Below are 25682 nucleotides of genomic sequence, written 5' to 3'. Positions count from 1 at the left end.
CGCTACGCCCCGCCGAACCGCGCCAGCAGCAGCGCCACATCGTCGGCCGAGGAGTGGTCGACCGTGTCCAGGAGCATCTCGCAGGTCTGCTCGAGGGAACCGGTCGCGCCCTCCAACGCCCGGCGGAGGGAGTTAAGCCCCACGTCGATGGCGTCGTACCTGGTCTCGACCAGACCATCGGTGTACAGGGCCAGCAGGGAGCCCTCGGGCAGTTCGACCTCCAGCGTGCCGAAGGGCACGCCGCCGACACCCAGCGGGGCGGCGGTGGGGAGGGTGAGGAGGGTGGCCTCGTGGCCCGGCTGGACGAGGACCGGCGGGAGGTGGCCCGCGCTGGAGAAGGTGCAGGTGCCGCGCTTGGGGTCGCAGACCGCGTACACGCAGGTGGCGAAGGACTCGCTGAGCGTGGCGGCGGTCTCGTCCAGATGGCCGAGCAGTTCGGCGGGCGGCAGGTCGAGCCGGGCCAACGCCCGGGTGGTGGTGCGCAGTTGCCCCATGATGGCGGCAGCCCGGACACCGCTGCCCATCACGTCGCCGACCACCAGGCCCACCTTGCCGTCGCTGAGCGGCAGTACGTCGTACCAGTCGCCGCCGACCTCGGTGCCGCTGCCCGCGGGACGGTAGCCCACGGCGATCTCCAGGCCGTCCGGCTGGTCGGGCGGGGTCTGCGGGAGCAGGCTGCGCTGGAGGGTGAGCGCGGTGTCCCGCTCCCGGCCGTACAGCAGGGCGTTGTCCACACTGATGGCCGCGCGGCCGACGATCTCGCACACCATCTGGAGGTCGCGGCTGTCGAAGGGGCGGGTGTTGCCGGTGCGGTACAGGCTGAGCACGCCGAGCACGGTGCCGCGCGCGACCAGCGGCGCCACGAGGTAACTGCGCACGCCCGCCTTGCGGAGCGCCGCGACGGCCTGTTCGTCGCCGGAGATCCGGCGCAGCGCGGCGCCGTCCACGCGGGAGATCATGCCCGGCGTCCCGGCGCGGACGCTGCGGCGCATCATCGGGGCCGGTTCCTCCGTCGCGAGGTCGTCCCAGAGCGCGGCGCCCCCCAAGTCGTCGTCCGGTTCGGCCGGGGCGACGGCGACGGCGACGAACCGGGCCTGGTCGCCCGCGGCGGTCCGCCGGCCGGTGGCGACGGACTCCAGCAGGTCGACGGTGGCCAGGTCGGCGAACCGGGGCACGACGGCCTCGGCCAGTTCCCGCGCGGTCTGCCGCAGGTCGAGCGTGCTGCCGATGTCGGCGCTGGCCTCGGAGAGGGTGGCCAGGTGCCGGTGCGCGGCCGCGACCTCGGCGGCGGCGAGGTGACGGGCGGTGACGTCCACGACGGACACCGCGACCCCCAGCACCTTCCCGTGCCGGTCCTCGATCCGGTAGTACGACTCCGACCAGGCGTGATCGTGGTCCGGGTCGGCCGGGACGCGGCCGATGGTGCGGTGGTCGAGGATCGGCTCGCCGGTGCGCAGCACCTGCCGCATGGCGGTCTCGATGGCCTCGGTGTCCACCCCGGGCAGCGTGTCCGCCAGGCGTCGGCCGACCACCTCCTCCTCGGTCACCCCGTTGGCGGTGGTCAGCGCGGAATTGATCCGCATCCAGCGCAGCTCGGTGTCGAACACGGCGAGCCCGACGGGCGACTGGTTGATCAGCAGCTCGGACAGGGCGAGATCGCTCTCCACCCGACGCACGGTGTCCACGTCGGCGGCGAGCGCCAGCCCGAGCACGTTCCCGTCGGGGTCGTGCAGACGACCCTTGCGGTATTCGACCGAACGGGTCGAACCGTCCTTGCACCGGGCGCGGAAGACCCCCGCGAAACTGGTGCCGACCTGCGCCTGCTCGAACAGTTCGCGGATGTGCCGGGCGTCCTCCGGCAGCGCCAGCAGCTCCTCGACCGACCGGCCGAGCGCCTCGGCCGCGTCGTAGCCGAACAGCTGCTCGGCCTCGGGGCTCCACAGGACGAAGCGGCCCTCGGCGTCCAGGACCACGGCGGAGGCGTGCAGCAGGTCGAGCAGGCCGCCGGGCACCCTGACCGCCCGGTCCTCGGCCGGGCCGGGCCCGTGGTCCCACAGGTCCTTGGCACCCATACCTGTCGCCTTCCCGTCGACCGGCCCGGTACGGGTACACGGGCCGCGTCTTTTGCATCAGCTCATACCACTATGCCGTGCGCCCCCGAACCGCTCCTGCCCGAGCGGATCGGGGTACCGGACGGGCCGGACCCGGGTACCAGGCCGACCGGGCCCCGGTACGCCCCTTGTGTTAGCGTGAAACTTTTGCACGGTAGTGACGGTCGGTGACCCCGCCCGTCCGGTCGCCGTACCTCGTCCTACCGGGCCTTCCTCGGTACGTCCCCTCTTGCGGAAGGCTTGTCATGAACCACCCGGACCCCGCCGAGTCGCAGCCGTCGGTCACCTCTTTCGCCGACCTGGACCTGCCGCCCGCGGTGCAGCGCAAGCTCGCGGAGCTGGACGTGCGCGAGCCCTTCCCGATCCAGGCGGCCACGATCCCCGACGCCCTCGCGGGACGTGACGTCCTCGGGCGCGCCCGCACCGGCTCCGGCAAGACCCTCGCCTTCGGCCTCCCGCTGCTCGCGCGTACGGCGGGCCGCCGGGCCGAATCCAAGCAGCCGCTGGCCCTGATCCTGGTACCCACCCGTGAACTGGCCCAGCAGGTGTGCGAGGCGCTCACCCCGTACGCCGACGCGCTGGGGCTGCGGATGGCCGCGGTGGTCGGCGGCATGTCGATCGGCCGCCAGATCGCCGCGCTGCGCGACGGCGCCGAGGTCGTCGTCGCCACCCCCGGCCGCCTGCACGACCTCATCGAGCGCAAGGCGTGCCGTCTGGGCCGGGTCCGGATCACCGTCCTAGACGAGGCCGACCAGATGTGCGACATGGGCTTCCTGCCGCAGGTCACCGAGGCGCTGGAGCAGGTACGGCCGGACGGTCAGCGGATGCTGTTCTCCGCGACCCTGGAGCACGACGTCGCCGACCTCGTCCGCGACCACCTGAAGGACCCGGCCTCGCACTCCGTCGACCCGTCGGCGGGCGCCGTCACGACGATGGACCACCACGTCCTGGTCGTGCACGGTCCCGACCGGTACGCCGTGACGACGGAGATCGCCGCCCGCGACGGCCGTGTCCTGCTGTTCCTGGACACCAAGCACGGGGTCGACCAGCTCACCCGGCATCTGCGGGCCAGCGGGGTGCACGCGGCGGCCCTGCACAGCGGCAAGTCGCAGCCGCAGCGCACCAAGACCCTCGCACAGTTCAAGGACGGGCAGATCACCGCACTGGTGGCGACCAACGTCGCGGCGCGCGGCCTGCACATCGACGACCTCGATCTCGTGGTCAACGTCGACCCGCCCGCCGACGCCAAGGACTACCTGCACCGCGCGGGCCGCACCGCGCGCGGCGGCGGCTCGGGCAGCGTGGTCACCCTGGCGCTGTCGGGTCAGCGGCGCGAACTGAGCAAGGTGACCTCGGAGGCCGGAATCGAGCCGACGGTCACCAAGGTGCGCTCGGGGGAGGCCGCGCTGTCCCGGATCACCGGCGCGCGCAAGCCGTCCGGCACCCCGCTCGACGGCGGCCCGTCGTCACGCCCCAAGAACACCAACGCGCCGTTCCGCGGCATGGGCTCCAGCAAGGACACCTCGGGCGGCGGCCGTCCGTCCCGCAAGACGAGCGAGGCGCGCAAGCTCGCCGAGGCCCGGCGGGCGGCGCAGGTCCGGCGCGGCGGCCGCTGAGGTCAGACGCGGGTGAGCCGGTGCAGCGCCCAGTCGACCATGGGCGCGTAGACCAGGGGCACCGGGGCGGGCGCCGTCAGATGGACGGCGACCCGGGTGCCCGTGCCGTCGGGGGCCATGGTGTGGCCCACCTCCACGGGGATGCCGAGGAACTTCACCTTCCAGGTCCAGGCGCCCTTCGGCTGGTCGACCTCGGTGACCACGAAGCTCCCGCGCAGGAACCCCGCTACCTCCACCTCACCCCGGGCGCCCGGCCGGATGACGTCGCCCTCCGTCCGGACGGCCCGTAGATGCGGCGCCCAGTGGGCCCACTCCTCGTAGCGCGCGTACCGCTCCCAGACCACATCGGGCGCTGCGGGGCCCGCGACCGTGACGGTGTGCCGCATGTCTGACCTCCCGGCGGTGTCCGGCCCAATGTACGGGGGTTCGCGGAGGGGTGCGCGACGAGCGCCGCGGGGACGCTCGGAGTAGACCACGCGGCGCCCGTCGCCGCGTGGTCTAGCTGTCGCTGCCCGACTTGCGGGCGTGCTCGGGCGTCGGTGAGTCGATCCGGCCGGAGCGGCCCTGGAGGCGGGGATCGCTCGCGTCCACGACGCCCACCGGTGTGCCACTCTCGATGACGGCGACCTGCCGGACCGAGTTCTCCTCCATCAGCCGGGCGACGGAGTCGAGACCGTCGTCGATGTCCACGGTGACGAGACCGCCGTGCACCACCTCGGCCACGGTCATCCGGTCGGCGTCCGCCGCGTCCGCGAGCGCCCGTACGACGAGGTCGTGGTCGCTGACCAGCCCCCGCAGGCTGCCGCCCTCCACCACGAGCACGACATCGACCCCGTCGTCACGCATCGTCCGCGCCACGGACGTCACCGACTCCCGGCCGTCCACCGTCGTGGGGTTCCCGGTCATGATCTCGCGCACGCTGTCCATCGCCACTTCCTCCTTGATCGGCCACGGTCCTACGCCCCACCGTGTACCCCCGGAACCGCCCCCGACCCCGCTCCCAGGTGCGAACGGGCTAGCGTCCGGCCAGGGTGGGAGGAAACCCAGTCCCCGAGGAGCCCCGCATGAACGCCTCCGGCAAGGACCGCCCGAGCAAGGGCGACAAGGTCGCCTGGAGCACCCACGGCACCGAGACCACCGGCAAGGTCGAACGGAAGATCACCCGCAAGACCGAGGCCGCCGGCCGCACGGTCGACGCCTCTCCCGACGACCCCCAGTACGAGGTCCGCAGCGACAAGTCCGGCAAGACGGCGGTGCACAAGCCTTCGGCACTGAAGAAGAAGGGCAGGTCCTGACGCCCGCCACCGCCCCGCCAGGAGGCCACCCCCTGGACAAAAGCCCACCCCGTGAAGGTGATTCATCAGGTTTCCTCACCCCTCGTCCGATCGGCGGTCTACCGTGAGGGCGTGCCGCGCGGACCGGCGCGGCCCCGTGAGAGGAGTTCCGTGTCCTCACCCTGCGATCCCTCGCAAGCGCCCGTCGGCGATGTGGGTGCAGCGCTCCTGATGATCGACTCTCGGCTCCAGGCCATCTACGACGACAAGTCCGAGGTCGACCCCGAATACCAGCGTCTGCTCGACCAGTTCGCCGCGTCCCTGGGACCGACGGGACTCGACGCGCTGCTGGAGGGCACCTGCACGCTGATCTACCTGTTCATGAAGTGGCTGCGGCTGGCCTGCGAGGCGCACGACCAGGACGTCATCGAGTCCGTGGTGCCCACCATCGTGACCACGATGCGCAACATGCCCAAGACCTTCCGTCCCGAGGTCATCCCCATCATGGCGGGCCTGCTCATCTCCTCGGGCCTCGGCCTGAGCCCCAGCCTGTGGCGTGCGCAGTACGGGCGTTGGACCGACGCCGAGATGAACCCGCTGGAAGGGACGGCCGTCCTGCTCGCGGAGCACATCAACCGGATGTCCGACGACCGTGACTTCGCCACCCGCATGGTCACCGAGGCCCTGACCGGCGCCGACAAGGACTAGGGCCGACAAGGACATAGGACGGACGAGGACCGGGGCGGTCCCGCCCTGGTGCGCGCCTCGGGGCAGCCCCGGACCGGAGCTGCCCCGAGGGCCGGTCACTTGCGCCAGAACAGGTGGTGCGTCACCCCGCTCGGGCTGGGCACCACGTCCAGGTGGAACCGGTCGAGCAGTTCGTCCGGGGACTCCCAGAGCCGGGCCCCGGACCCGAACTTCACCGGCGACACCGTCACATGCAGGGTGTCGACCAGGTCGGCGTCGAGGAACTCCCGGATGGTGGTGGCTCCGCCCCCGAGCCGGACGTCCTTCCCCTGCGCTGCCTCCTTGGCCTGCGCGAGCACCTCCGCCGGTTCCGCCTCCACGAAGTGGAACGTGGTGTCGGACAGCGTGATCGAGGGGCGCTTGTGGTGGGTCAGGACGAACACCGGTGTGTGGAACGGTGGTTCGTCACCCCACCACCCCTGCCACTCGAGGTCCTCCCAAGGCCCGCGCTGCGGACCGAACTTGTTCCGGCCCATGATCTCCGCGCCGATGTTCCGCGCGTAGTCCCGTACGAGGAAGTCGTCCAGCCCCCGGCTCCCACCGGGTTCGGTACGCATGGGCCAGCTCGCCGTGGCCCCGGCCCACGCGAACAGCCGCCCGGGATCGACATGTCCGAACGGCCGCTCCAGCGTCTGTTCCTCCCCGGCGCCGATCCCGTCGCTGGAGACATTGAAGTTCTGCACCCGCAAGAGCTGAGTCACGCGTTCCTCCTGAACTGTCGACAACGGTGGTGAGACTGGCCGGGCCGGCAAAACTCATCGCGGACCGAGGAGGAATCCCGGAGGTCGGGGGCGCTGTTCCCGCTACAGCACCGCCAGCCGGTCCAGCAGCCGTTCGGCCTGCTGGATCTCCGCGCTCAGTGGATGATCCTCGGTCACGTGCGGAAGTCCCGCCGAGGCCATGGCGAACGCCTGACGGAGCGGCGTGTCGGGGAGCACCGCGTCGGACATCCGCAACGCCCTTACCGCACCCAGGAGTTCACAGGCCAGCACCGTACGGTACGCCGCCGTCGCCGCGACCGTGCTGCGAACCGCGTGGGTGGAGAAGCTGGCGTGGTCCTCCAGGCCGCGGGAGATGACCGCGGTGCCCAGGGTGACCGGGGAGGCCGCGTGGCGCAGGGTGCCGAGGGCGTCATGGGCGACGTACTCGAGGATCATGACGCCGGAGCTGCCCGCGGGGCCCTCGGCCAGGAACGGCGGGAGGCCGCTGATCTCGGGCTCGACGAGGTCGCTGAGGCGCGCGGCGGACAGTTCCGCGGTGTGGTGCAGCGCGGCCCGCAGGTAGTCGAAGGCCAGCGCGACCGGCGCGGTGGAGAACTGGCCGTGATGGTAGGCCTGTTGGCTCTCGGTGTCGATGAGCGGGTTCTCCGCCGCCGCGTTCAGGTCGACCTCCAGCACCTGTTCCACATGGGCGGCGGCCTCCAGCGCGGGCCCCTGCACCTGGGGGAAGGCCCGCAGGCCGAACGGGTCCTGGAGGCGTCGGCCGGGCGGCAGGTCACCGCCCGCGGTGAGCAGGCGGCGCAGCTCCGCGGCACACCGTACGGCGCCGGGGTGCGGCCGGGAGGCGTGCACGCGCTCGTCGTACGCCTCGGCCGAGCCGCCCAGCGCGCAGAAGGTCAGCGCGGTCACCACATGGCTGGCCGCCAGCAGCCGGGACAGGTCGTGCCAGGCGAGCACGGCCTCGGCGAGGGTGGCGGCGTTGCTGGAGATGAAGGCGAGCGCGTCGCCGGGGCTGATCGCGACGGGGTCGATGCCCCCGGACTCCCAGGGCAGTTCACCGGCGAGGGTCAGCGCGATCTCGGCGAGCGCGGTCAGGTCGCCGGTGCCGATCGCGCCGCGGGTGTGCACGAGGGGCAGCGCTCCGACGCGCAGGGCCTGCTCCAGCGCCCGCAGCAGCCGCGGATGCACCCCGCTGCCCGCGGCGGCGAGCTGGTTGAGGCGGACGGCCATGACGGCGCGTACCGCGTCGACGGGCAGCGGGGCACCGGTGCCCCCGGCGTGGCTGCGCAGCAGGCGCAGCCCGTGCAGGTCGGCGCCGTCGGGGTCGACGACGATGTGGCGGTTGGCGCCGACGCCGGTCGTCCTGCCGTAGACCGCGCCCTTGGCGCCCAGTTCGACGGCGAGTTCGTAACTCTGTTCCGCCCTGGTCAGCGCGTCGGGTGCCAGCTTCGGCCAGGCGCTGCGGCGCGCCACGCGGACCACGTCGGCGCACTTCAGTCCGGCGCCGCTGATCAGGATGCGGCTGGAGTCCGTCATCGCCACCTCTCTTGACAACAGTTCATTCATTCCTGCGAATAGCATGTAACTCTTGATTCAGCACGCTGGCAAGAACCGCGTCGGCGAGAAGTCGGCGAGAAGGAGAACAGGGTGACCCGGTCGCTGCACGAGCTGCTCACGGCGCACCGCCTCACGCCCGCGCAGCGGCGCATCGCCAGCTACCTGGCCGAACGCCCGCGCGACGCCGCGTCGCTGACCAGCGCCGAGCTGGCGGAGCACGCCCAGGTGAGCCAGCCGTCGGTGACCCGGTTCGTCGCACTGCTCGGCTTCGACGGGTACGGGGAGTTCCGGCGCTATCTGCGGACCGCGACGACCGAGCCGGTGATCGAGCGCGGTGGCAACAAGTTCCAGGCCGCCGTCGACGCCGACCTGCGCAACCTCGCCGCGCTGCGCGCCCAGCTCGCCGACGACACCCGGCTGCGCGCCATCGCCGGGCGGCTGATGGCATCCGTTCCGCTGGTCGTCGTCGGGTACCGCGTGTCCGCCGCGCAGGCCGCCTCGTTCGCCTACCTTGCCACCAAGATCCATCCGGATGTCCGGCTGCTGACCGACTCGGGCAGTGTGTTAGGCGACCACCTGCGGCACGCCCACCGGTGTGGCGCCCGCACGCTGGTGATGGTCGCGCTCCCCCGCTACCCGCGGGAGAGCGAGGCCGCCCTCATACAGGCCAGGTCCCTGGGCCTGCACACGCTTCTGATCACGGACCGGCTCGTCTCGGCGCTCACCCCGCTCGCCGACGACGTGCTGAGCGCGGGGGTCGCCTCCGAGTTCGTGTTCGACTCGCACGCCGCGGTCGTCTCGCTGTCCGTGGCACTGGTGGAGGCGATGGCCGACGCGGCCGGCGCCTCCGCCCGGCAACGGCTGGAAGGTTTCGAAGACTATGCCGCAGAGCAGGACCTCTTCCTCCGGGAGTGAGAACCCCGGCCCCTCCGGGAGCGACGAGGCGGCCACCGCGTTCGACGACGCCCCGCTCAACCGCTTCCATCTACGGATCACCGCGCTGACGTTCTGCGCCAACTACTCCGACGGCTACGAACTCGGCATCATCAGCATCGCCCTGCCGGTGATCGCGAGCCAGCTGGGATTCGGCTCCGTGTGGGAGGGACTGCTCGGCGCGGCGGCGCTGATCGGCATCTTCCTCGGCAGCGTCGTCATCGGCTGGGCCGCCGACCGGATCGGCCGCCAGCGCCTCTACACGTACAACTTCCTGCTCATCGCGGTCGCGTCGGCGGCCGAGTTCTTCGTGGGCGGCCCCGCCGAGCTGTTCGTACTGCGGCTGCTGATCGGTATCGGTATCGGGGCCGACTACGCGCTGGGCCCGACCCTGGTCGCCGAGTTCGTGCCACGCCGCTACCGGGGCGGACTGCTCGCCTCCCTGACCGTCATGTGGACGGTGGGGTACGTCGTGGCGTTCTTCCTCGGCAACTGGGTGGTCGGTCTCGGCGGCGAGGCGTGGCGCTGGCTGCTCGCCTCCAGCAGTCTGCCCGCTCTGGCGGTGGTGCTGCTGCGGCTCGGTGTGCCCGAGTCGCCGCGCTGGCTGCTCGCCCGCGGGCGTGTCGACCAGGCGCGGGCCGTGGTGCGCCGCCTCGGCGGCGACGAGGGCGCGCTCGCGTCCCTGGCGAAGATCACGCACGCCGACGCCGGGAAGCCCCGGGCGCGCTACCGCGATCTGTTCGGCCGCGAGTACTGGCGGCGCACCGCGTTCGGCATCGTCTTCTACAACGCCCAGGTGGTGCCGTACTTCGCCATCTACACGTTCCTGCCGCTGGTGCTGTCCAAGATCGGGGTGGGTGAGGAGGACACCACCAGCGACGGCATCCTGAACCTGTTCCTGCTGGGCGGCAGCGTGGCGGGCCTGTGGTTCGTGGCGAAGATGAGTCGGCGCGGGCTGACGATCTGGTCGTTCGTCGTGCTGATCGCCGCGCTCGCCCCCATGGCGGTCTGGCCCGACGCGCCCAAGGGCCTGCTCTTCCCGCTGTTCCTGGTGTTCACGTTCACCATGTCGGCGGCGGTCAACCTCGACCAGGTCTACCCGGCCGAGCTGTTCCCGACCGATCTGCGCAGTTCGGGTGTCGGCCTGCTCAACGGGATGAGCCGCATCGGCTCCGCGATCGGCACGTTCCTGCTGCCGCTCGGCCTCGAACACGCCGGGTTCTCCCCCACCATGCTGGCGCTGACCGTCGTCCTCGCCTGCGGCCTGGCCGCGTCGGTGGCGTGGGCCCCGGAGACGAAGAACGTGGCCCTGGACTGACCACCCGGCCCGCGGACGGCGGGGCGTCCGCGGGCGGGCCGGGAACCGGTGCCCCCGAAGCCGCCTCGGCCGCGCGGCGGATGAAGGTGGTGCGCCTGAGCGGCCGGTTCAGGCGCGGGGCGGCCGGGTGGCGGTCTCCAGGTAGAAGGCGTCGATGCTCTGCACGGCCTGCTCGAACTCCGCGAGGTTGACGGGCTTGGTCACGTAGGCGTTGGCGTGGCCCTGGTAGGCGCCGGCGACGTCGTCGGGGGCGGAGGACGTGGTGAGGACGACGACGGGGATGGTCTGCAGCTCCTCGTCCGCCTTGAGGATCTGGAGCAGTTCGCGGCCGTTCATCCGCGGCATGTTGAGGTCGAGCACGATGAGGTCGGGACGCACGCTGTCCGGGGCCCGCAGGTGCTCCAGCGCGGCGACTCCGTCGGTGACCTGGACCAGGTTGCGGGCGCCGCGCTCGGAGAGGGCTTCCTCGATGAGGAGGGCGTCGGCGACGTCGTCTTCGACGAGCAGGACGTCGAAGGGGCGGGTGGGGGTGGTCATCATCGGATGCTCCGTGGGTGCTTCATTGGAGTGGGTGAAGAGTCCCGGCCAGCGGCGTCGGGCGCCCTGGCGCGTCATGTCGCTGGCCTCGCCGAGCTGGGGGTAACCGGCGCCCGCGCGGGCGGCGTCCACGGCCGCCGCGCGCTGGAGGCGCTCGGCGGCCCGCTGGAGATGTGTCAGCACATGCAGCCGGGTCAGCGCGTGCGAGGCGTCGTCCGGCGACGGAACCCGGGAACCGCCCTCCGCCACCTCACGGACGATGCGCCGCGCGACCTCATCGACCGCGGCGTCCGCGAGCGCGGCCATCTCCTGCGGGGCGGTCGGCACGACGAAGTTCTTGCCAGGCATGACCAGCAGGGTAAGCCCTCGACATCACCCACGACAACAACAGTTGTCGCCGTCCCTTAAGGTATGCCTGCGCCGCTGTGATCGCGGCCGTCACCGCGGAGGAGAACTGAGGATGACCGTCGAGAAGCCGCCGCACACGCGGGAGCCGTCAGGTTGGACGACTCGGCGCTGGCTTCGCCTCGGAGTCACCGTGGCGATGTCCGTCCTGGTGCTCCTGGGCGCGACCGGCGCCTGGGCCCTGGGCCGGACCGCTTCGATCAGCGACAACCTCGTGGACGTGAAGTCCCCCGCGATGACGACCTCGATCCGGCTGGAGTCCGCGCTGCTCAACCAGGAGACGGGCATCCGCGGCTACGGACTCACCGGGACCGCCGACTTCCTCGACCCGTACCGGCAGGGGCTCAGCCAGCAGAAGACCTACACGAAGACCCTGTCGGACCTCCTGCGGGGCAACTCCGCGCGCCTGCGTGACCTGAAGACCGTCGAGGACCGGATCGAGACGTGGCAGGCGCAGATCGCACGGCCGATCGCGGCCTCACCGGCCGGTAAGCCCTCCCCCCTGGCCACCGAGAGCGCGACCAGGGGCAAGACGGCCTTCGACGCGATGCGCGCGGCCATGGCCACCCAGCAGGACCGGCTGCGCACCGACCGCGCGTCGGCCAGGGCGGATCTGGCTGCCACGATGCGCCTGCGCAACTGGATCTTCACCACCATCGCGGCCGTCATCGTGGCGCTCGCCGTGATCGTCTCCGAGGCGCTGCGGCGGGGCATCACCGGGCCGCTGGAGCGGATCGGCGCGGACGCCCGGACCATCGCGGAGGGCGACTTCGGGCATCCGATCACCCCGACCGGCCCCGCCGACCTGCGGCAGCTGAGCGGCGAGATCGAGTCCATGCGCAGGCGGCTGGTGCGCGCACTGGACTTCAGCGAGGAGGCGCGGCTGCGTCTGGACGAGCAGTCCGCCGACCTCAAGCGGTCCAACGCGGAGCTGGAGCAGTTCGCGTACGTCGCCTCGCACGACCTCCAGGAACCGCTGCGCAAGGTGTCCAGCTTCACGCAGCTGCTCCAGCGGCGGTACGGCGGTCAGCTCGACGAACGGGCGGACCAGTACATCGACTTCGCCGTCGACGGCGCGAACCGCATGCAGACCCTCATCAACGACCTGCTCGACTTCTCGCGCGTGGGCCGCGTCCACAACACCCACCAGAGCGTCGACCTCAACGTCGTGATGAAGCGGACCCTCACCGCGATCAGCGTCAGCGTCGAGGAGTCGGGCGCGGTGATCACCCGGGACGAACTGCCCACCCTGATCGCCGACTCCACGCAGATGGGCATGCTGTGGCAGAACCTGATCGGCAACGCCATCAAGTTCCGGCACCCCGGTGAGACACCGGCGGTCCACATCTCCGCCGAGCAGGACGGTGACTTCTGGCGCTTCGCCGTCACGGACAACGGCATCGGCATCGCCGCCGAGTACGCCGAGAAGGTGTTCGTCATCTTCCAGCGGCTGCACACCAAGGACAGGTACCAGGGCAGCGGCATCGGCCTCGCGATGTGCAAGAAGATCGTCGAGTTCCACGGCGGCACCATCTTCGTCGACCTCGAGCACACCGGCGGCACCCGCATCGTCTTCACCCTGGCGAGCAGGCCCATGGCACCGATCGAGTCCGAAGAGCTGAACTCCGGGGCGGCGGCCCTCTAGAGCCCGTCGCGCCGGAGACAGGGCACATGTCAGGTGCTCATCATGCGGGCGAATCGGTGTGCTGACATCCGCCCGGCGAATCCGTATGGGTCCTCAAGACATGTCGCCCCGGCACACCTTTCCCGGGGCCGGGGTGTGGCCCGTGTTGAGGTATGTGTCGACCGTCTCCGTGACGCAGCGGTTCTGCGGGTATGTGCCGTGACCCTCTTCCTCGGCCGTCAGGAGCACGCCGACACCGTCGCCCAGGGCGTGGGCCATGTGGCGGGCGCCGGAGTAGGGGGTGATCGGGTCGCCGGTGCCGCCGACCACCAGGACCGGGGCCGCGCCCTCGGCGTTCACCTGGGGCGTGACGCGCTCGCCGTCGAACGGCCAGCCGTAGCAGAGGTAGACGACGCCGGACCAGGCCGCGCCGAAGACGGGTGAGGCGGCTTCGACGCGGGCCTCGTCCCGGTCGAGGCGTGCGAAGCCGGGGCGCAGACTGGAGTCCGCGCAGGTGATCGCGGTCTGGGCGGCGCGGCTGTTGTCGCGCGGGGGCGCCGCGCGGTCGGCGGAGCCGATGTCGTCCGCGCCCTTGCTCAGCGGACGGCCGTCGTTGTGGTCGATCAGCGCGGTGAGGGCCTTGGCGAGCGGCGGCCAGCCGTCCGTGCCGAGGCGGAGGTGGTCGCTGATGGCATGTGCGACGGCGTCGGCGTCGAGGTTCCTTCCGCCGCCGGCCGGGGCGGGCTTCTTCTCCAGGCGGTCGGCCAGGCGCGCCATGCGCCGCGCGGCCTCCTCGGGCCCGTCGCCGGTCGGGCAGTTGCGGATACGGGCCGCGCAGTGCGCCGCGAACCGGTCGAAGGCCGCCTGGACCGCCTTGACCTGCGAGAGCTTCTCCTCGTCGAGGTCCTCGGTCGGATCGACGGAGGCTTCGAGGACGAGCCGTCCGACGTGCGACGGGTACAGATGGGCGTAGACCGCGCCGAGCGCCGTTCCGTACGAGACGCCGAAGTAGTGCAGCCGCTCGTCGCCGAGGAGGTAGCGCATCAGGTCGAGGTCGCGCGCGGTGTGCGAGGTGCCGACGTACGGGAGGAGCGCCCCGGAGTGCTCGGCGCAGGCGTCGGCCCCCTCGTAGCCGGTGTCGGCCGCGGTCTTCCCGCAGCGGACGGGGATGGTCGCGCCGACGCCGCGCGGGTCGAAGGAGACCAGGTCGTAGCGGTCGAGCAACGGCATGTACTGGTTGAGGAAGTCAGGCAGTCCGCTCACGCCGGACACACCGGGACCGCCGAAGTTGAAGACGAGCGAGCCGATACGCCGGCTGTTCGGGCCGGTGGCCTTGCGGCGGATCAGGGCGACGTCGATCGTCCGGCCGTCCGGTTTCCGGTAGTCGAGGGGCGCCTTCATGACGGCGCAGTCGTAGCCCGTGCGCGCGGTGGGCGGCGAGGTGCAGCGGGACCAGTGCAGGTGCTGGCCGGTGGTGAGCGCGGGCGGCAGACCGGCGGGCGGGTTCTTCGCGGTGAACTCCGTACGCGGCTCCGCACTCCGACCGGAAGCGTCGCGCTGGAGCCAGGCGCCGACGGCCCCGAACACGACGAGGACGACCACGGCGATGATGCGCGCACCGATCGACAGGCCCGGCCCGTGGCTTCGTATCCGGTGTGCGTCACTCATCGAAATCCCCGCGCTCCCGCCCCTGGACGCCCGCCCCGTGCCCGCACGCCCGTACCTGTGATCGTCCGATCGTCGAACGAATGGAGGTTACAACCCGCCCCCGACGATCCGAAGTGGCCCGCGTGGTCAGTCGGCCGGCATGCCGTTCAGGACGGAGTCCACGACGAGGCGGGCGTCGACCGTGCCCAGCGGTTCGTCGCTCATGTGCGCTCGGCCGTGGAGCGGGCCGACCAGCATCTCGAAGATCACCCGCGGGTCCACCTTCTCCGGAATCCCGTCGCGTTCACGGACCCGCTCGATCACGACCGCGCACCGCTCGAGCCGTGTGCGCCATCTCTTCGGCGCCGCAGGCGCCAGTATCGCCTCGATCCTCCTGCTGATCCTCGGCAACAGCACCAGCGGCGCCACCATGCCCCCGGCCTACCTCCCCGCCTGGCTCAGCCCCCTGTCCGAGATCCTGCCGGTCGGCGTGGGCATACGCGCCATCCAGGGCCTGTCCCGCTTCCAGTCCGACGGCCTCCCCCGCGCCCTGATGACCCTCCCCCTGTGGGTAATCGGCGCCGCCGTCGTGGTCCACCTGAAGGACGTCTTCCGGCGCGCGGCTCCGGACGACTCGATTCCCCCCGGTCGAAGCGCACGCTTCAGACCCAGAAACCTCAACCCCCGCCACAGGCAATCCCGGTGAAGATATGCGATCACGGCACCGGGGGGTGTCTGGCGAATGATCGTCACATCCCAGTCCGTGGCCCGGATCAACGGCCTTGCTATGGGTACTGCCAGGCGGCGATGCTGGGCCGGTGCCAGGACAGCGGAAGAGAAGACGTCAGCAGCAGGACGCGAGGCGGCACGCTGCTGCTCGCGCCGTTCCGGACACGGGGAGCTGGCGAGTGCTCTTCGAGACTCGGGACGAGGCGGAATGGCGTGCTCACCTCTGTGGCCTGCGTACAGGGGAGGAGAGGATCGACTGGGCGATGACGCGGATCGACATGTTCTGCGGGCGGCTGGCGCAGCCGACCACCTACCGGTTGAGCCTGTTCGTGCCGGACCCCGCATGCGATCCCGACCGAGATCACCCTGATCATTGATCTCGTGTTGGGTCGCGGCGAGTTGACGGATCGGGCAGACAGCCGGGACGGCGCCGAGCCGGTCCGTCCGGCACTGCACTGGGTCCGGGGGCGGGCCCCATCGGCAGTCGGCCGTACGGGACCAGCGCGTCAGCGTCCTCGTCCGCTGTTTCGCCGCCCACATCGACGAGCAGCGCAACAGTCTTGGGCAACTCCCGCTGGATCAGACGCTGAACCGTGTCGTCGGCCTGCTCACGGGTGATCATTCATCAGCCAAGACCCGGAGGAGACGACGGCCGAGGCGATGTGCCCGGGCGTCCCGGTGGCTGCCGAGCGGGGCGGGTCGGACGGGCGGACGGGCGGGCTCAGAGCACGACGCGGTAGTGGGTGGTCAGGCGCCGGTCGTCGCCCAGGACGTGGAAGGCGATCCCGGGTGGCTGGTCCCGGTCTGCGAGATCGTCGCCTTCCCACCGCATTCTCAGGGTCCAGGTGACAGCGGGGGCGACGATCAGGGGACGGGCCGCGAAGGTCGAGGCGGCCGCCGTGTGGGCGTGTCCGGTCAGGACGGCGACGACCTGTGGGTGCGCCTCCAGCAGGGTGGCCAGTCGTTCGGGCTGCTCCAGCATGATGGAGTCGATGTACGGGTGGTGGAGTTCGACCGGCGGGTGATGGAAGGCGACCAGTGCCGGGGTGTCCCGTGGCAGGTCGGCGAGGGTGGTGTCCAGCCAGTCGAGCGTCGCCGCGTCGAGGCGTCCCTCGTCACCGCCGGGGATGGTGGAGTCGCACATCAGCACGGCGGTCCCGGAGATGTCGTGCAGCCGGTTGACGGGCGCGTGGTCGGGCGCCTCTTCGAGGAGAGCCTTGCGGTAGGCCGGGCGGACGTCATGGTTTCCGGGGCAGGTGAGCACCGGGAAGGGCGCCGCCAGAATCCGGGCCGCCTCCTCGTACTCGGCCTCCTCGCCGTGATCGGCGATGTCACCGGTGACCAGGACCGCGTCGACTGGGTGGGGCAAGGCCCGCAGGTGGTCCATGACGCGCTCGGCGCGCCGGGTGGCCCTCTCACTGCCGTCCAGGTGCAGGTCACTGATCTGGGCGAGTAGCAGCGTCATTTTCGTCCTCTCATCGTGCAAGTGGTCGGGCGCATCAAGGAGTTCACAAAGATTGTCCGTCCGCGTCGACGGCGGGGAGGCGCACCGCCACCCGAGGGAGGAAGAGGCCGACGAGGGGCCCCATGCACAGTGCGACGAGAACGGTCCCAGCCCCGAGGGTCCCGCCCAGGAGCCAGCCCGCGCCGGCCACAGCGACGTCGATGCCGGTGCGCACCACGGCGATGGGAAGACGGGTGAGCCGGACGAGTCCGGTCATGATGCCGTCGCGGGGGCCGGAGCCGAACTGCGCACCGAGGTAGAGCGCGTCGAAGAAGGCAAGAGCGACAAGCCCGAGTACGAGGTACACGATCTCGGCGAGTGTCCCCTCCGGGCGGGGGAGGACGGCTGCGGTGGCATCCGCGGCGAAGCCGACGAGGGCGACGTTGAGAAGGGTGCCGAGGCCGGGCAGTTCGCGCAGCGGAATCCATGCCAGAAGTACCGACAGGGAGATCAGGTTCGTCGCCCAGCCGAACGAGATACCGAGGGTCGCGGCGGTGCCCTCGGTGAGCACGTTCCAGCTGGCCGCTCCCAGCCCGGACTGGACGAGCGTCATCACGGCGGTCCCGTATCCCACCAGGCCGACCAGAAGCTAGAGTACGCGACGTGTCGTGCGGCCCGCCCTGAATTGAGCGAGCGCGTTCAACCGGGCCAGCACGGGCGGGCCTTGGCGGGCCTGGACAGGGAGGTGTGCGGCGGAAGCAGGAGGTGCCATGCGGCAAGCCTGCGAGCACCTGGCCCTCGATTCCATAGCCAGATTGCCTATGCTGGCGGGGTGAAAGTAAGTGCGCACGCCGTGGCACGCATGCTCGGAACCTGGCAAGAGGGACCCGGGCCGACGCACCAGCGCCTCTCCGACAGGCTGCGGCTCCTCGTCCTGGACGGACGTCTCACGCTCGGGTCGGTCCTGCCGAGCGAGCGCGACCTGGCCACCGCGCTGTCCACCAGCAGAACCACGGTCGGCGCCGCCTACCGCACGCTGGTCGATCAGAGATACGTCGCCACCCGGGCCCGGGCCAGGGCGACGGTGCGGCTACCCGATGACCCGGCGCCCGAGCGCGGCGGCACCGCGGGCCCGGCGGCCATCGACCTGTCCTTCGCCGCCCCGCCCGCGCCTGTCGAGATCCTCCACACCGCGTTCGCGACCGCGCTCGAACAACTGCCACGGCACTTCGAGCGGCACGGCTACGACCGGTACGGCATCGCGGAGCTGCGTGAAGCGGTGGCCGACTGGTATCGACGGCGCTCCCTGCCCACAGCCCCCGATCACATCCTGATCACCAACGGCGCGCAGCACGCGCTCGCCCTTCTCGCGCGTACCCTCCTGTCCCCACGCGACAGGGTCGTGATCGACCATCCGACCTATCCGCACGCGATCAGCACGTTCACCGAGGCGCGTGCCCGGCTCCTCGCGGTCGCCGTGACGCCTTCGGGCTGGGACACGGCACAGCTCCAGGAAGCGGCCCGCGGCGCGAGCCTGGCCTACCTGATCCCCGACTTCCACAACCCGACAGGGCTGTGCATGCCCACGAGCGTCCGCGCCCGGCTCAGGCTCGCCTGCCCCACGGTCGTCGACGAGACCATGACCGACCTGGCCCTGGACGGAGCGAGCCCGGAATCCCTCGCGCTGCACATGCCGACCGCGATCAGCATCGGCTCGGTCTCCAAGAGCATCTGGGGCGGCCTGCGCATCGGCTGGATACGAGCGGCGCCGTCCCTCCTGGAACGCGTCCAGCAGACCCGGCACGCGACGGACCTCGGTACCCCTGTCGTCGAACAGCTCGCCACGGCCGTACTCCTGAACGAGCACCAGACTCGTCGCCCGGACACCCTCAGCCAACTGCGAGCGCAACGCGACGCACTGTGCGAGGCGCTCACCGAGAAGCTGCCGGAGGTCCAGGCCCCTCGACCCGACGGCGGCGTCACGCTGTGGGCGACCTTCCCCGAGCCCATCAGCTCACGGCTGGCAGCGATCGCGCCGGACCACGGCGTGACCATCGCGGCCGGACCACGCTTCGGGATCGGCGGCGCGTTCGAACGCAACGTCCGACTGCCCTACACCCTCCCGCCCGCCCAACTGACCCGGGCGATCGACGGACTCGCACGGGCCCGGCGAGCACTCGCTCGGGGCGTCACCGGAACTCACACCCCCGCGCCGGTCGCGTGAACGTCGCACCGCACCCGCCACTTTCCGCCGAGACGCCCGAGCGCCCGCCGCTCGCCGCACCTCGTCGGCCGCGAGGCGCGTGAAGAACTTTTGCCAACCCTGAGGCAACCGACGGACGATGCCGACTTTCTGACGTGTCGCGCCCTGCGATCGACGGGAGACACGAGATGAGACCGCACATGGCGAAGGGCAGCCGTCCTCGGTCGGCGGTCCCGGGCCGGCTGTCCGGCTGGGCTCCGGCCGCCGCACTCCTCCTGGCCGTGACGACGTCCTGCACCGGCTCCGCACCGGGAAACGGCGCCCTCGCGGTCGGAACGCCCGGCACGGCCGGAGTGGGAGATCGACTGTTCCCAGGACTCGGCAATGGTGGCTACGACGTGGCGCACTACGGACTGACACTGGACTACGTGCCCGAGACCAACCACCTGACGGGCACGGCGGTCATCACGGCGCGGGCCACCCAGAACCTGAGCCGCTTCAACCTCGACCTGTCAGGGCTGCGGGTACGCACCACCACGGTGCAGGGAGCCAAGGCCCAGGTCGCCCGCTCGGGCGACGAGCTGCTCGTGACACCGGCGAAGACGGTGAGGAACCGCGAAGTCTTCACGACGGTCGTCACCTACGACGGCACCCCGCGCACGCTCGAGGACGACGACGGAGGGCTGGAAGGCTGGGTGGAGACCGACGACGGCTCGACGGCCCTGGGCCAGCCGTCCGGCTCGATGACCTGGTTCCCGGGGAACCACCACCCGTCGGACAAGGCCACGTACGACATCACAGTCACCGTGCCCAAGGACGAGGACGGCGACCCCTACGACGTGATCAGCAACGGTGAGCTGATCACGGAGGAGGACCAGGGCAGAGCGGTCACTCGTCACTGGCGCACCGAGGAGCCCATGGCCGGCTACCTCGCACACGTCTCGGTCGGCCACTTCGAGATCCACAAGGGCCGGACGGGCGATGGCGTGCCCGTCCACGTCGCCGTCGACCCCGACGAGGCCGAAGAGTCCGCCGGTGTCGCGGACCTGGTGCCCGAGATCGTCGACTGGGCCGCCAAGCGCTTCGGTCCCTACCCCTTCTCCTCCACCGGTGCCGTCGTCGACCACCTGCCCGGCCTCGGTTACGCCCTGGAGACCCAGACCAAGCCCTACTTCGCCGAGGCGCCCGAAGAGGCACTGCTCGTGCACGAACTGGCACACCAGTGGTTCGGCAACTCCGTCACCCCGCGCAGCTGGAAGGACATGTGGCTCAGCGAGGGTCTCGCCACCTACGCGGAGTGGCTCTGGGAGGAGGACCGGGGCAGCAGGAGCACCACGGAGATCTTCGAGGACTTCTACGACGGCACGGACACCGAGAGCGAGGGCATCTGGGCGTTCCCGCCGGCGGATCCGCCCAGCGCGGGGCGCGTCTCCGACCCGCCCGTCTACGGACGCGGTGCCATGGTCGTGCACCAGGTGCGCAGGGCCGTCGGCGACGAGACGTTCTTCAGCATCCTCCGTACCTGGACCCGGCAGCACCGGCACGGCAATGCCGACACCCGGCAGTTCATCGCCCTGTGCGAGAGCAGGTCCGGGAAGGACTTGACCGCGCTCTTCGACACCTGGCTCTTCGACAGGAGGAAGCCCTCCCGGATGTGAGGAGGGCGACCCGACGAGGGACGTGACCTCGCGGTCCAGGCCGGTCTCGTCCACCTAAGCGCCCACGCACCCGCCGCTCACCGTCGAGATCACCCCAATGGCCGATACGGACTCTCCTGGGTCGCGGAGCGATTCTGCCGGATCGCCCGCGATCACTGGGCGACCCCCGCTCACCGGGCCCCTGAAGGTCAAGCACAGCAGCAGACATCCCACGATGCTTGAACCGACCCTGACCTACGCGCGACCGGGGCACGCGGAACCAGTACAAGCACCTGTCCCACTCCACGTGACCTTCCCAGCCGCAAGGTCGATACTGCCGACAGTAGTACTGCCATCTCAACGCCACAGACCGCCCACCCACACCTGGCAGCTCACCAGCGACAACGCTGCCCATAGGCCCGTACGCTCGCCTCATCAGGAGATACCGATGAAGATGTTGATCAACGTCCCGGAGACCGTGGTGGCCGATGCGCTGCGGGGGATGGCGGCCGCGTATCCGGATCTGAACGTGGACGTGGAGAACCGGGTGATCGTCCGGAGGGACGCGCCGGTGGCCGGGCAGGTGGGGCTCATCTCGGGGGGCGGTTCGGGGCATGAGCCGCTGCACGGCGGGTTCGTCGGGCCGGGCATGCTGGCCGCGGCCTGTCCCGGCGAGGTGTTCACCTCGCCGGTGCCGGATCAGATGGCGCGGGCCGCGGCGGCCGTGGACAGCGGGGCCGGGGTGCTGTTCGTCGTGAAGAACTACACGGGCGACGTGCTCAACTTCGACATGGCCGCCGAACTCGCCGAGGACGAGGGCATCCAGGTCGGCAAGGTCCTCGTCAACGACGACGTCGCGGTCACCGACAGCCTCTACACGGCGGGCCGGCGCGGTACCGGGGCGACCCTGTTCGTGGAGAAGATCGCGGGCGCGGCGGCGGCCGAGGGGCAGCCGTTGGAGCGGGTGGAGGCCATCGGCCGCCAGGTCAACGACAGCTCGCGCAGCTTCGGCGTGGCCCTCAGCTCCGTCACCACCCCGGCCAAGGGCTCCCCCACCTTCGATCTCCCGCCCGGTGAGCTGGAGTTGGGCATCGGCATCCACGGTGAGCCGGGGCGGGAGCGGCGTTCGATGATGACCTCCGGGGAGATCGCCGACTTCGCGGTGAACGCCATCCTGGACGACATGCCGCCTCGCGGCCCGGTACTGGTCCTGGTCAACGGCATGGGCGGCACCCCGTTGCTGGAACTGTACGGCTTCAACGCCGAGGTGCAGCGGGTGCTGGCGGAGCGGGGGGTGGCCGTCGCCCGCAACCTCGTCGGCAACTACGTCACATCGCTCGACATGGCGGGCGCCTCCGTCACCCTGTGCCAGGTCGACGAGGAACTGCTGCGGTTGTGGGACGCGCCGGTCAGGACCCCGGCGCTGCGCTGGGGGATGTGATACGGCGGAGTCAGTGGTCAACATCCCTACCAGCCAAGGAGATCCAGTGCTCGATGCCGACTTCTTCCGCCGTTGGATCACGGCGACCGCCGCGTCCGTGGACCGGGAGGCGCAGCGGCTCACCGCTCTCGACTCGGCCATCGGCGACGCCGACCACGGCAGCAATCTCCAGCGCGGCTTCACGGCCGTGCTGGCCACCTTGGAGAAGGAGGCACCGGACACGCCGGGCGCGGTGCTGACACTGGCCGGGCGCCAGCTGATCTCCACGGTCGGCGGGGCGTCCGGGCCGCTGTACGGCACGTTGCTGCGCCGGGCCGGGAAGGTGCTCGGGGACGACCCCCAGGTCAGCGAGGGACAGCTGGCCGAGGCGTTGCGGGCCGGGGTGGACGGCGTACGGGCGCTCGGCGGGGCGTCCGCCGGGGACAAGACGATGCTGGACGCGCTGATCCCGGCCGTGGACGCGCTCGCCGACGGGTTCGACGCCGCGCGCCGGGCCGCCGAGTCCGGCGCCGTGGAGACGACCCCGATGCAGGCCCGTAAGGGACGGGCGAGCTACCTCGGGGAGCGCAGCATCGGCCATCAGGACCCCGGCGCCACCTCGTCGGCCCTGCTGATCGCGGCGCTGGTGACGGCGGAGGGAGGCTCCGATGAGTGACGAGCGGTATGTCGGGATCGTGCTGGTGTCGCACAGCGCGGAGGTCGCCGAGTCGGTGGCCGGGCTGGCGAAGGCCCTGGCGGGCGGTGCCACGGCGGTACCGGTCGCCGCGGCGGGCGGCACGGAGGGCGGCGGCTTCGGCACCAGCGCGGAGCTGATATCCGCCGCGTCGGCCGCCGTGGACCAGGGCGCGGGGGTCGCGGTCCTCACCGACCTGGGCAGCGCCGTGCTCACGGTGAAGGCGCTGCTCGCCGAGGGCGACGAACTCCCGGCGCACACGCGCCTGGTGGACGCCCCGTTCGTGGAGGGCGCGGTGGCCGCCGTGGTGACGGCGGCGACGGGCGCCGATCTGGACGCGGTGGTGGCCGCCGCGACGGAGGCTTACGCCTACCGCAAGGTGTGAGCGCCGGGCCGGTCCCCGCCACCGGGGACCGGCCCGCCCGCCCTCAGCGTCGGAGCGAGCAGGGGATATTCCGGACACCATCATCCGCGCGCGCCGAGAGACGCGTACGCCTGCCGCTTTACGGGCGGACAGGCACGTTCCGCCGCCGGATGGGGCAGCTCACGGGGTCCGAAGGGCCGGACCGGCGAGGGTCCGGCCCTTCGGCCGCCCGCGTCGGCGCGGGTTCGGCGACGACAGCATTTCCGCGCCACGGACATGAACTCGGCCCCACACGGGGGCAGTTCACGCCTCAGGGAGATCACAGCATACGTAACGCCCGGACGCCCCCACCCGCGAGGCCCCCTTGCCGGGGTGACCCCGCGGGCGCCATATTGGTCCGGACCTTTGCCGTGATGCGGGCCTCCGGGAGGCAGCGCCGTGCGACGTGTTCCCCTCCGCCCCGGACGCCGGGTGCCGGTCTGCGCGGCCCTCCTGCTGGCCGTCTCCTGCGGCGCGCCCGACGGCGGGTCCGGCGACGGCCCGGCCCCCGGCGCCCCGACCGGTGTCACCGCCGACGCGGGGAGTGCCACCAGCATCCATGTGATGTGGAACGCGGCCGGGTCCGGCGTCCATACCTACGAGGTATATCGCGGCACCACAAGAGTGAGGGAAATACCGGCTGCGCAGCACATGGTGGATGTCACCAGGCTGAAGCCGTCCACCCTGTATGTCTTCACCGTGCGGGCCCGGAGCGCGGACGGGCGCCTCGGGCCACCGAGTCGCGAGGCACACGCACGGACACCCGCCTATGTGGCGGCGGACCATGTGGCGCCAAGCCGCCCCGACCGCGTGACCGGTCGGGTGGTGGACGGCCGCGCGGTCCAGCTGTCCTGGACCGCCGCGCACGACGACCAGGGTGTGCGGTCGTACGCCGTCCAGCAGGGCGGGGTGAAGATCCACGCCGTGGGCGCCGGCCAGACGGCGACCGTGGTCACCGGACTGCGCCCCGGCACCCGCTACGCGTTCACCGTGCGAGCCCAGGACGCGGCGGGCAACCTCTCCCCCGCGAGCACCCCGGTCCGGCTCACCACCCCGGGCACGGACGACCGCCGGGGCACCGCGCCGACGGGGTTCGACGTGACCTCGCGCCGTTCCGCCGGGTCGTACTACCTCGATCTCGCCTGGGACCCGCCGCGGGTGGACGGGGTGGTCACCGAGTACCAGATCCGGCTGGACGGGGACACGGACAGCTCTCTGGTGTGGGGCGGCACCCCACCGCGCGGCCGGGCGCACCACAGCCTGTACGCCGGGCGCGAGGCCGGAGAGGTCCACCGGGTGCGGCTGCGGGCCCGGCTGCCGGACGGCACCTGGGGCGGCTTCTCGGCCGAACGGACCGTCACCACGGGCCGCTGACCGGCCGACGCCCGGACGGCGGAGCGCGTCACCTGTGCGGACGCCCTGCGCGTGCGGCGCCGTACGGGGCCGCGTTGGCTGCTTCTGGGGCAGCACGGATGTTTCCCGACCCCAGGCGGCGCACGGGACGTACCGCCACCGTGCCGCCGGAGGCAGGCCCATGCGCTACTCCCGAGTTCTCTCCCGTTCCGCCGCTCCCCTGGCCGCCGTCGCGCTGCCGCTCGCGCTCGCCGGGCCGTCCGCGGCCGTGGCGGGGATCTCCGTCAGCACCACGGGCACCAACGTGTCGGTGGTGACCAGCGCCTGCGCCCAGAACAGCGGCAGTTGGGGCACCGCCTCCCTGCTGGGCAGCGGGCAGACGAGCTTCACCCAGGGGCGCCAGGTGGCACTGTCCGGTACGACGACGAGCCAGTCGGCCGCCTGGTCGGCAGTGGCGCCGGGGACCTACACGGTGACGGTGCGGTGCTCCAACGGCGTGTCGGCGGGCACCCAGTCCGTCATCGTGTCCGCGGCCGCCGCCACCCCGCCCCGTGCGGCCACGCCGTCACCGTCGCGGGGTGTGGCGGGCGGCCTGGGCGGCTCGGCCCGTGACTACGGCACGCTCACCCTGGGGGCGGGCGCGGCGCTGGTGGGGTCGGCGGTCATCGCGGGCGCCTGGTTCCTGCGCCGCCGCCCGAGGCCGCACCGGCGGTACTGACGGATCACCGCCCGGGGCCGTCCGGTTCCAGCTCGCCGTCCGGTTCCAGCTCGGGGAAGTCCTTCAGCGCCTCGGTGAGCCATTGGGCCCAGAAGGTCTCCAGGTCGATCCCGGCCCGCAGGACCAGATGGCGCAGCCGGTCCTCCGGAGAGTCCCGGCCGGGCGGGAAGTCGCGCTGCTCGATCTCCTGGTAGACGGCCAACTGGCTCTCGTGCAGCTGCAGATGGCGCCGCATGTCGGCCGCGAGGCCCGCCGTGCCGACCACCGCCGCCGCCCGCATCCGCAGCAGCATCGCGTCCCGCGGCGGCCTGGGGTCCTGGGGCGCGGCGGTCCAGCGGGCCAGTTCCTCGCGGCCCGCGGGCAGAACCTCGTAGCTCTTCTTCTGCCCACGGGCGGGCTGCGCGGACGGCAGGGCGCGGATGAACCCCTCGGCCTCCAGTTTCCCCAGCTCGCGATAGATCTGCTGGTGGGTCGACGGCCAGAAGTAGGCGATCGACTTGTCGAACCGCCGGGTCAGTTCCAGACCCGAGGACGGCTTCTCCAGCAGGGCGGTGAGGATGGCGTGCGGGAGTGACATGGGCTCATCCTAGGGA

The 25682-nt window shown here is 71.5% G+C and carries 26 protein-coding genes; 15 read left to right on the top strand and 11 right to left on the bottom strand.

Annotated features, from left to right (window positions below):
* Window positions 1-2 precede the first annotated feature (2 nt).
* A complete protein-coding gene (locus ACIPPM_RS20390; RefSeq protein ID WP_401449652.1) occupies window positions 3-2072 on the bottom strand; it encodes a SpoIIE family protein phosphatase in 2070 nt (689 codons plus the stop codon).
* A gap of 284 nt (window positions 2073-2356) precedes the next feature.
* On the opposite strand from ACIPPM_RS20390, the gene ACIPPM_RS20385 reads away from it, so the two are divergent.
* The gene (locus tag ACIPPM_RS20385; RefSeq protein WP_401449650.1) at window positions 2357-3727 is read left to right on the top strand and encodes a DEAD/DEAH box helicase; all 1371 of its coding nucleotides are present in this window, start codon (window positions 2357-2359) and stop codon (window positions 3725-3727) included.
* 2 nt (window positions 3728-3729) lie between these two features.
* Here ACIPPM_RS20385 and ACIPPM_RS20380 read toward each other — a convergent pair whose 3' ends face one another.
* Together ACIPPM_RS20380 and ACIPPM_RS20375 are read right to left on the bottom strand one after the other, a co-directional pair.
* Window positions 3730-4113, bottom strand: a complete 384-nt coding sequence (locus ACIPPM_RS20380) for an SRPBCC family protein (RefSeq protein ID WP_393602034.1) — start codon at window positions 4111-4113, stop codon at window positions 3730-3732.
* A 112-nt stretch (window positions 4114-4225) separates the two neighbouring features.
* Window positions 4226-4654 (bottom strand): cyclic nucleotide-binding/CBS domain-containing protein, encoded by a 429-nt coding sequence (locus tag ACIPPM_RS20375; RefSeq protein ID WP_401449648.1) that lies wholly within the window; start codon window positions 4652-4654, stop codon window positions 4226-4228.
* A gap of 137 nt (window positions 4655-4791) precedes the next feature.
* On the opposite strand from ACIPPM_RS20375, the gene ACIPPM_RS20370 reads away from it, so the two are divergent.
* Both ACIPPM_RS20370 and ACIPPM_RS20365 read left to right on the top strand, forming a co-directional pair.
* On the top strand, window positions 4792-5022 hold the full coding sequence (locus tag ACIPPM_RS20370) for a DUF2945 domain-containing protein (protein ID WP_401449646.1): 231 nt from the start codon (window positions 4792-4794) through the stop codon (window positions 5020-5022).
* A gap of 150 nt (window positions 5023-5172) precedes the next feature.
* The gene (locus ACIPPM_RS20365) at window positions 5173-5709 is read left to right on the top strand and encodes a hypothetical protein (RefSeq protein WP_401449643.1); all 537 of its coding nucleotides are present in this window, start codon (window positions 5173-5175) and stop codon (window positions 5707-5709) included.
* 95 nt (window positions 5710-5804) lie between these two features.
* Here ACIPPM_RS20365 and ACIPPM_RS20360 read toward each other — a convergent pair whose 3' ends face one another.
* Window positions 5805-6449, bottom strand: coding sequence for a dihydrofolate reductase family protein (locus ACIPPM_RS20360; protein ID WP_401449640.1), 645 nt, complete (start codon window positions 6447-6449; stop codon window positions 5805-5807).
* A gap of 102 nt (window positions 6450-6551) precedes the next feature.
* Window positions 6552-8003 carry an aromatic amino acid ammonia-lyase gene (locus tag ACIPPM_RS20355; protein ID WP_401449638.1) on the bottom strand — a complete coding sequence of 484 codons (1452 nt, stop codon included), beginning with the start codon at window positions 8001-8003 and terminating at the stop codon, window positions 6552-6554.
* A 111-nt stretch (window positions 8004-8114) separates the two neighbouring features.
* On the opposite strand from ACIPPM_RS20355, the gene ACIPPM_RS20350 reads away from it, so the two are divergent.
* Both ACIPPM_RS20350 and ACIPPM_RS20345 read left to right on the top strand, forming a co-directional pair.
* Window positions 8115-8939, top strand: coding sequence for a MurR/RpiR family transcriptional regulator (locus tag ACIPPM_RS20350; protein WP_401449637.1), 825 nt, complete (start codon window positions 8115-8117; stop codon window positions 8937-8939).
* Window positions 8905-10275 carry an MFS transporter gene (locus ACIPPM_RS20345; protein ID WP_401449634.1) on the top strand — a complete coding sequence of 457 codons (1371 nt, stop codon included), beginning with the start codon at window positions 8905-8907 and terminating at the stop codon, window positions 10273-10275. Before ACIPPM_RS20350 ends, ACIPPM_RS20345 begins: the two co-directional genes overlap by 35 nt.
* A 108-nt stretch (window positions 10276-10383) precedes the next feature.
* Here the strand turns inward: ACIPPM_RS20345 and ACIPPM_RS20340 are convergent, their stop codons facing one another.
* Window positions 10384-11160 (bottom strand): response regulator, encoded by a 777-nt coding sequence (locus ACIPPM_RS20340; protein WP_401449631.1) that lies wholly within the window; start codon window positions 11158-11160, stop codon window positions 10384-10386.
* A gap of 112 nt (window positions 11161-11272) precedes the next feature.
* Between ACIPPM_RS20340 and ACIPPM_RS20335 the strand changes: the two genes are divergently transcribed.
* The gene (locus tag ACIPPM_RS20335; RefSeq protein ID WP_401449629.1) at window positions 11273-12862 is read left to right on the top strand and encodes an ATP-binding protein; all 1590 of its coding nucleotides are present in this window, start codon (window positions 11273-11275) and stop codon (window positions 12860-12862) included.
* Window positions 12863-12955: 93 nt separating this feature from the next.
* Here ACIPPM_RS20335 and ACIPPM_RS20330 read toward each other — a convergent pair whose 3' ends face one another.
* Together ACIPPM_RS20330 and ACIPPM_RS20325 are read right to left on the bottom strand one after the other, a co-directional pair.
* Window positions 12956-14509, bottom strand: coding sequence for an alpha/beta hydrolase (locus ACIPPM_RS20330; protein ID WP_401449627.1), 1554 nt, complete (start codon window positions 14507-14509; stop codon window positions 12956-12958).
* Between the two features lie 126 nt (window positions 14510-14635).
* Window positions 14636-14812: a hypothetical protein gene (locus ACIPPM_RS20325; RefSeq protein WP_401449625.1), complete on the bottom strand. Its 177-nt coding sequence runs from the start codon at window positions 14810-14812 to the stop codon at window positions 14636-14638.
* 22 nt (window positions 14813-14834) lie between these two features.
* Between ACIPPM_RS20325 and ACIPPM_RS20320 the strand changes: the two genes are divergently transcribed.
* Window positions 14835-15194 carry a hypothetical protein gene (locus ACIPPM_RS20320; RefSeq protein ID WP_401449623.1) on the top strand — a complete coding sequence of 120 codons (360 nt, stop codon included), beginning with the start codon at window positions 14835-14837 and terminating at the stop codon, window positions 15192-15194.
* Between the two features lie 202 nt (window positions 15195-15396).
* Window positions 15397-15594, top strand: coding sequence for a hypothetical protein (locus tag ACIPPM_RS20315; protein ID WP_401449621.1), 198 nt, complete (start codon window positions 15397-15399; stop codon window positions 15592-15594).
* Between the two features lie 344 nt (window positions 15595-15938).
* Here ACIPPM_RS20315 and ACIPPM_RS20310 read toward each other — a convergent pair whose 3' ends face one another.
* On the bottom strand, window positions 15939-16682 hold the full coding sequence (locus tag ACIPPM_RS20310) for a metallophosphoesterase (protein ID WP_401449619.1): 744 nt from the start codon (window positions 16680-16682) through the stop codon (window positions 15939-15941).
* Between the two features lie 43 nt (window positions 16683-16725).
* The gene (locus ACIPPM_RS20305) at window positions 16726-17295 is read right to left on the bottom strand and encodes a YitT family protein (protein ID WP_401449616.1); all 570 of its coding nucleotides are present in this window, start codon (window positions 17293-17295) and stop codon (window positions 16726-16728) included.
* Window positions 17296-17523: 228 nt separating this feature from the next.
* Here ACIPPM_RS20305 and ACIPPM_RS20300 point away from each other — a divergent pair, with 228 nt between their 5' ends.
* From ACIPPM_RS20300 to ACIPPM_RS20270, 7 genes are all read left to right on the top strand, one after another.
* Window positions 17524-18885, top strand: a complete 1362-nt coding sequence (locus ACIPPM_RS20300) for a PLP-dependent aminotransferase family protein (protein WP_401450142.1) — start codon at window positions 17524-17526, stop codon at window positions 18883-18885.
* 167 nt (window positions 18886-19052) lie between these two features.
* Window positions 19053-20522, top strand: coding sequence for a M1 family metallopeptidase (locus ACIPPM_RS20295; RefSeq protein ID WP_401449614.1), 1470 nt, complete (start codon window positions 19053-19055; stop codon window positions 20520-20522).
* A gap of 427 nt (window positions 20523-20949) precedes the next feature.
* A complete protein-coding gene (gene dhaK, locus ACIPPM_RS20290; RefSeq protein ID WP_401449612.1) occupies window positions 20950-21942 on the top strand; it encodes a dihydroxyacetone kinase subunit DhaK in 993 nt (330 codons plus the stop codon).
* Window positions 21943-21988: 46 nt separating this feature from the next.
* Window positions 21989-22597, top strand: a complete 609-nt coding sequence (dhaL, locus tag ACIPPM_RS20285; protein ID WP_401449609.1) for a dihydroxyacetone kinase subunit DhaL — start codon at window positions 21989-21991, stop codon at window positions 22595-22597.
* Entirely contained in the window at window positions 22590-23000 is a 411-nt protein-coding gene (locus ACIPPM_RS20280; RefSeq protein WP_401449606.1) for a PTS-dependent dihydroxyacetone kinase phosphotransferase subunit DhaM, read from the top strand. Before dhaL ends, ACIPPM_RS20280 begins: the two co-directional genes overlap by 8 nt.
* A 417-nt stretch (window positions 23001-23417) precedes the next feature.
* A complete protein-coding gene (locus ACIPPM_RS20275; protein WP_401449603.1) occupies window positions 23418-24392 on the top strand; it encodes a fibronectin type III domain-containing protein in 975 nt (324 codons plus the stop codon).
* Window positions 24393-24552: 160 nt separating this feature from the next.
* Complete coding sequence (locus tag ACIPPM_RS20270; protein ID WP_401449600.1) at window positions 24553-25089, top strand: hypothetical protein; 537 nt, start codon at window positions 24553-24555, stop codon at window positions 25087-25089.
* Window positions 25090-25093: 4 nt separating this feature from the next.
* Here the strand turns inward: ACIPPM_RS20270 and ACIPPM_RS20265 are convergent, their stop codons facing one another.
* Entirely contained in the window at window positions 25094-25666 is a 573-nt protein-coding gene (locus ACIPPM_RS20265; RefSeq protein ID WP_401449597.1) for a PadR family transcriptional regulator, read from the bottom strand.
* Window positions 25667-25682: the final 16 nt, after the last annotated feature.

This window comes from Streptomyces sp. NPDC090119, assembly GCF_044747085.1.
Lineage (GTDB): Bacteria > Actinomycetota > Actinomycetes > Streptomycetales > Streptomycetaceae > Streptomyces.
The sequence above is the reverse complement of the archived record's forward strand: the minus strand, read 5'-3'. Positions and strand labels throughout refer to the sequence as shown.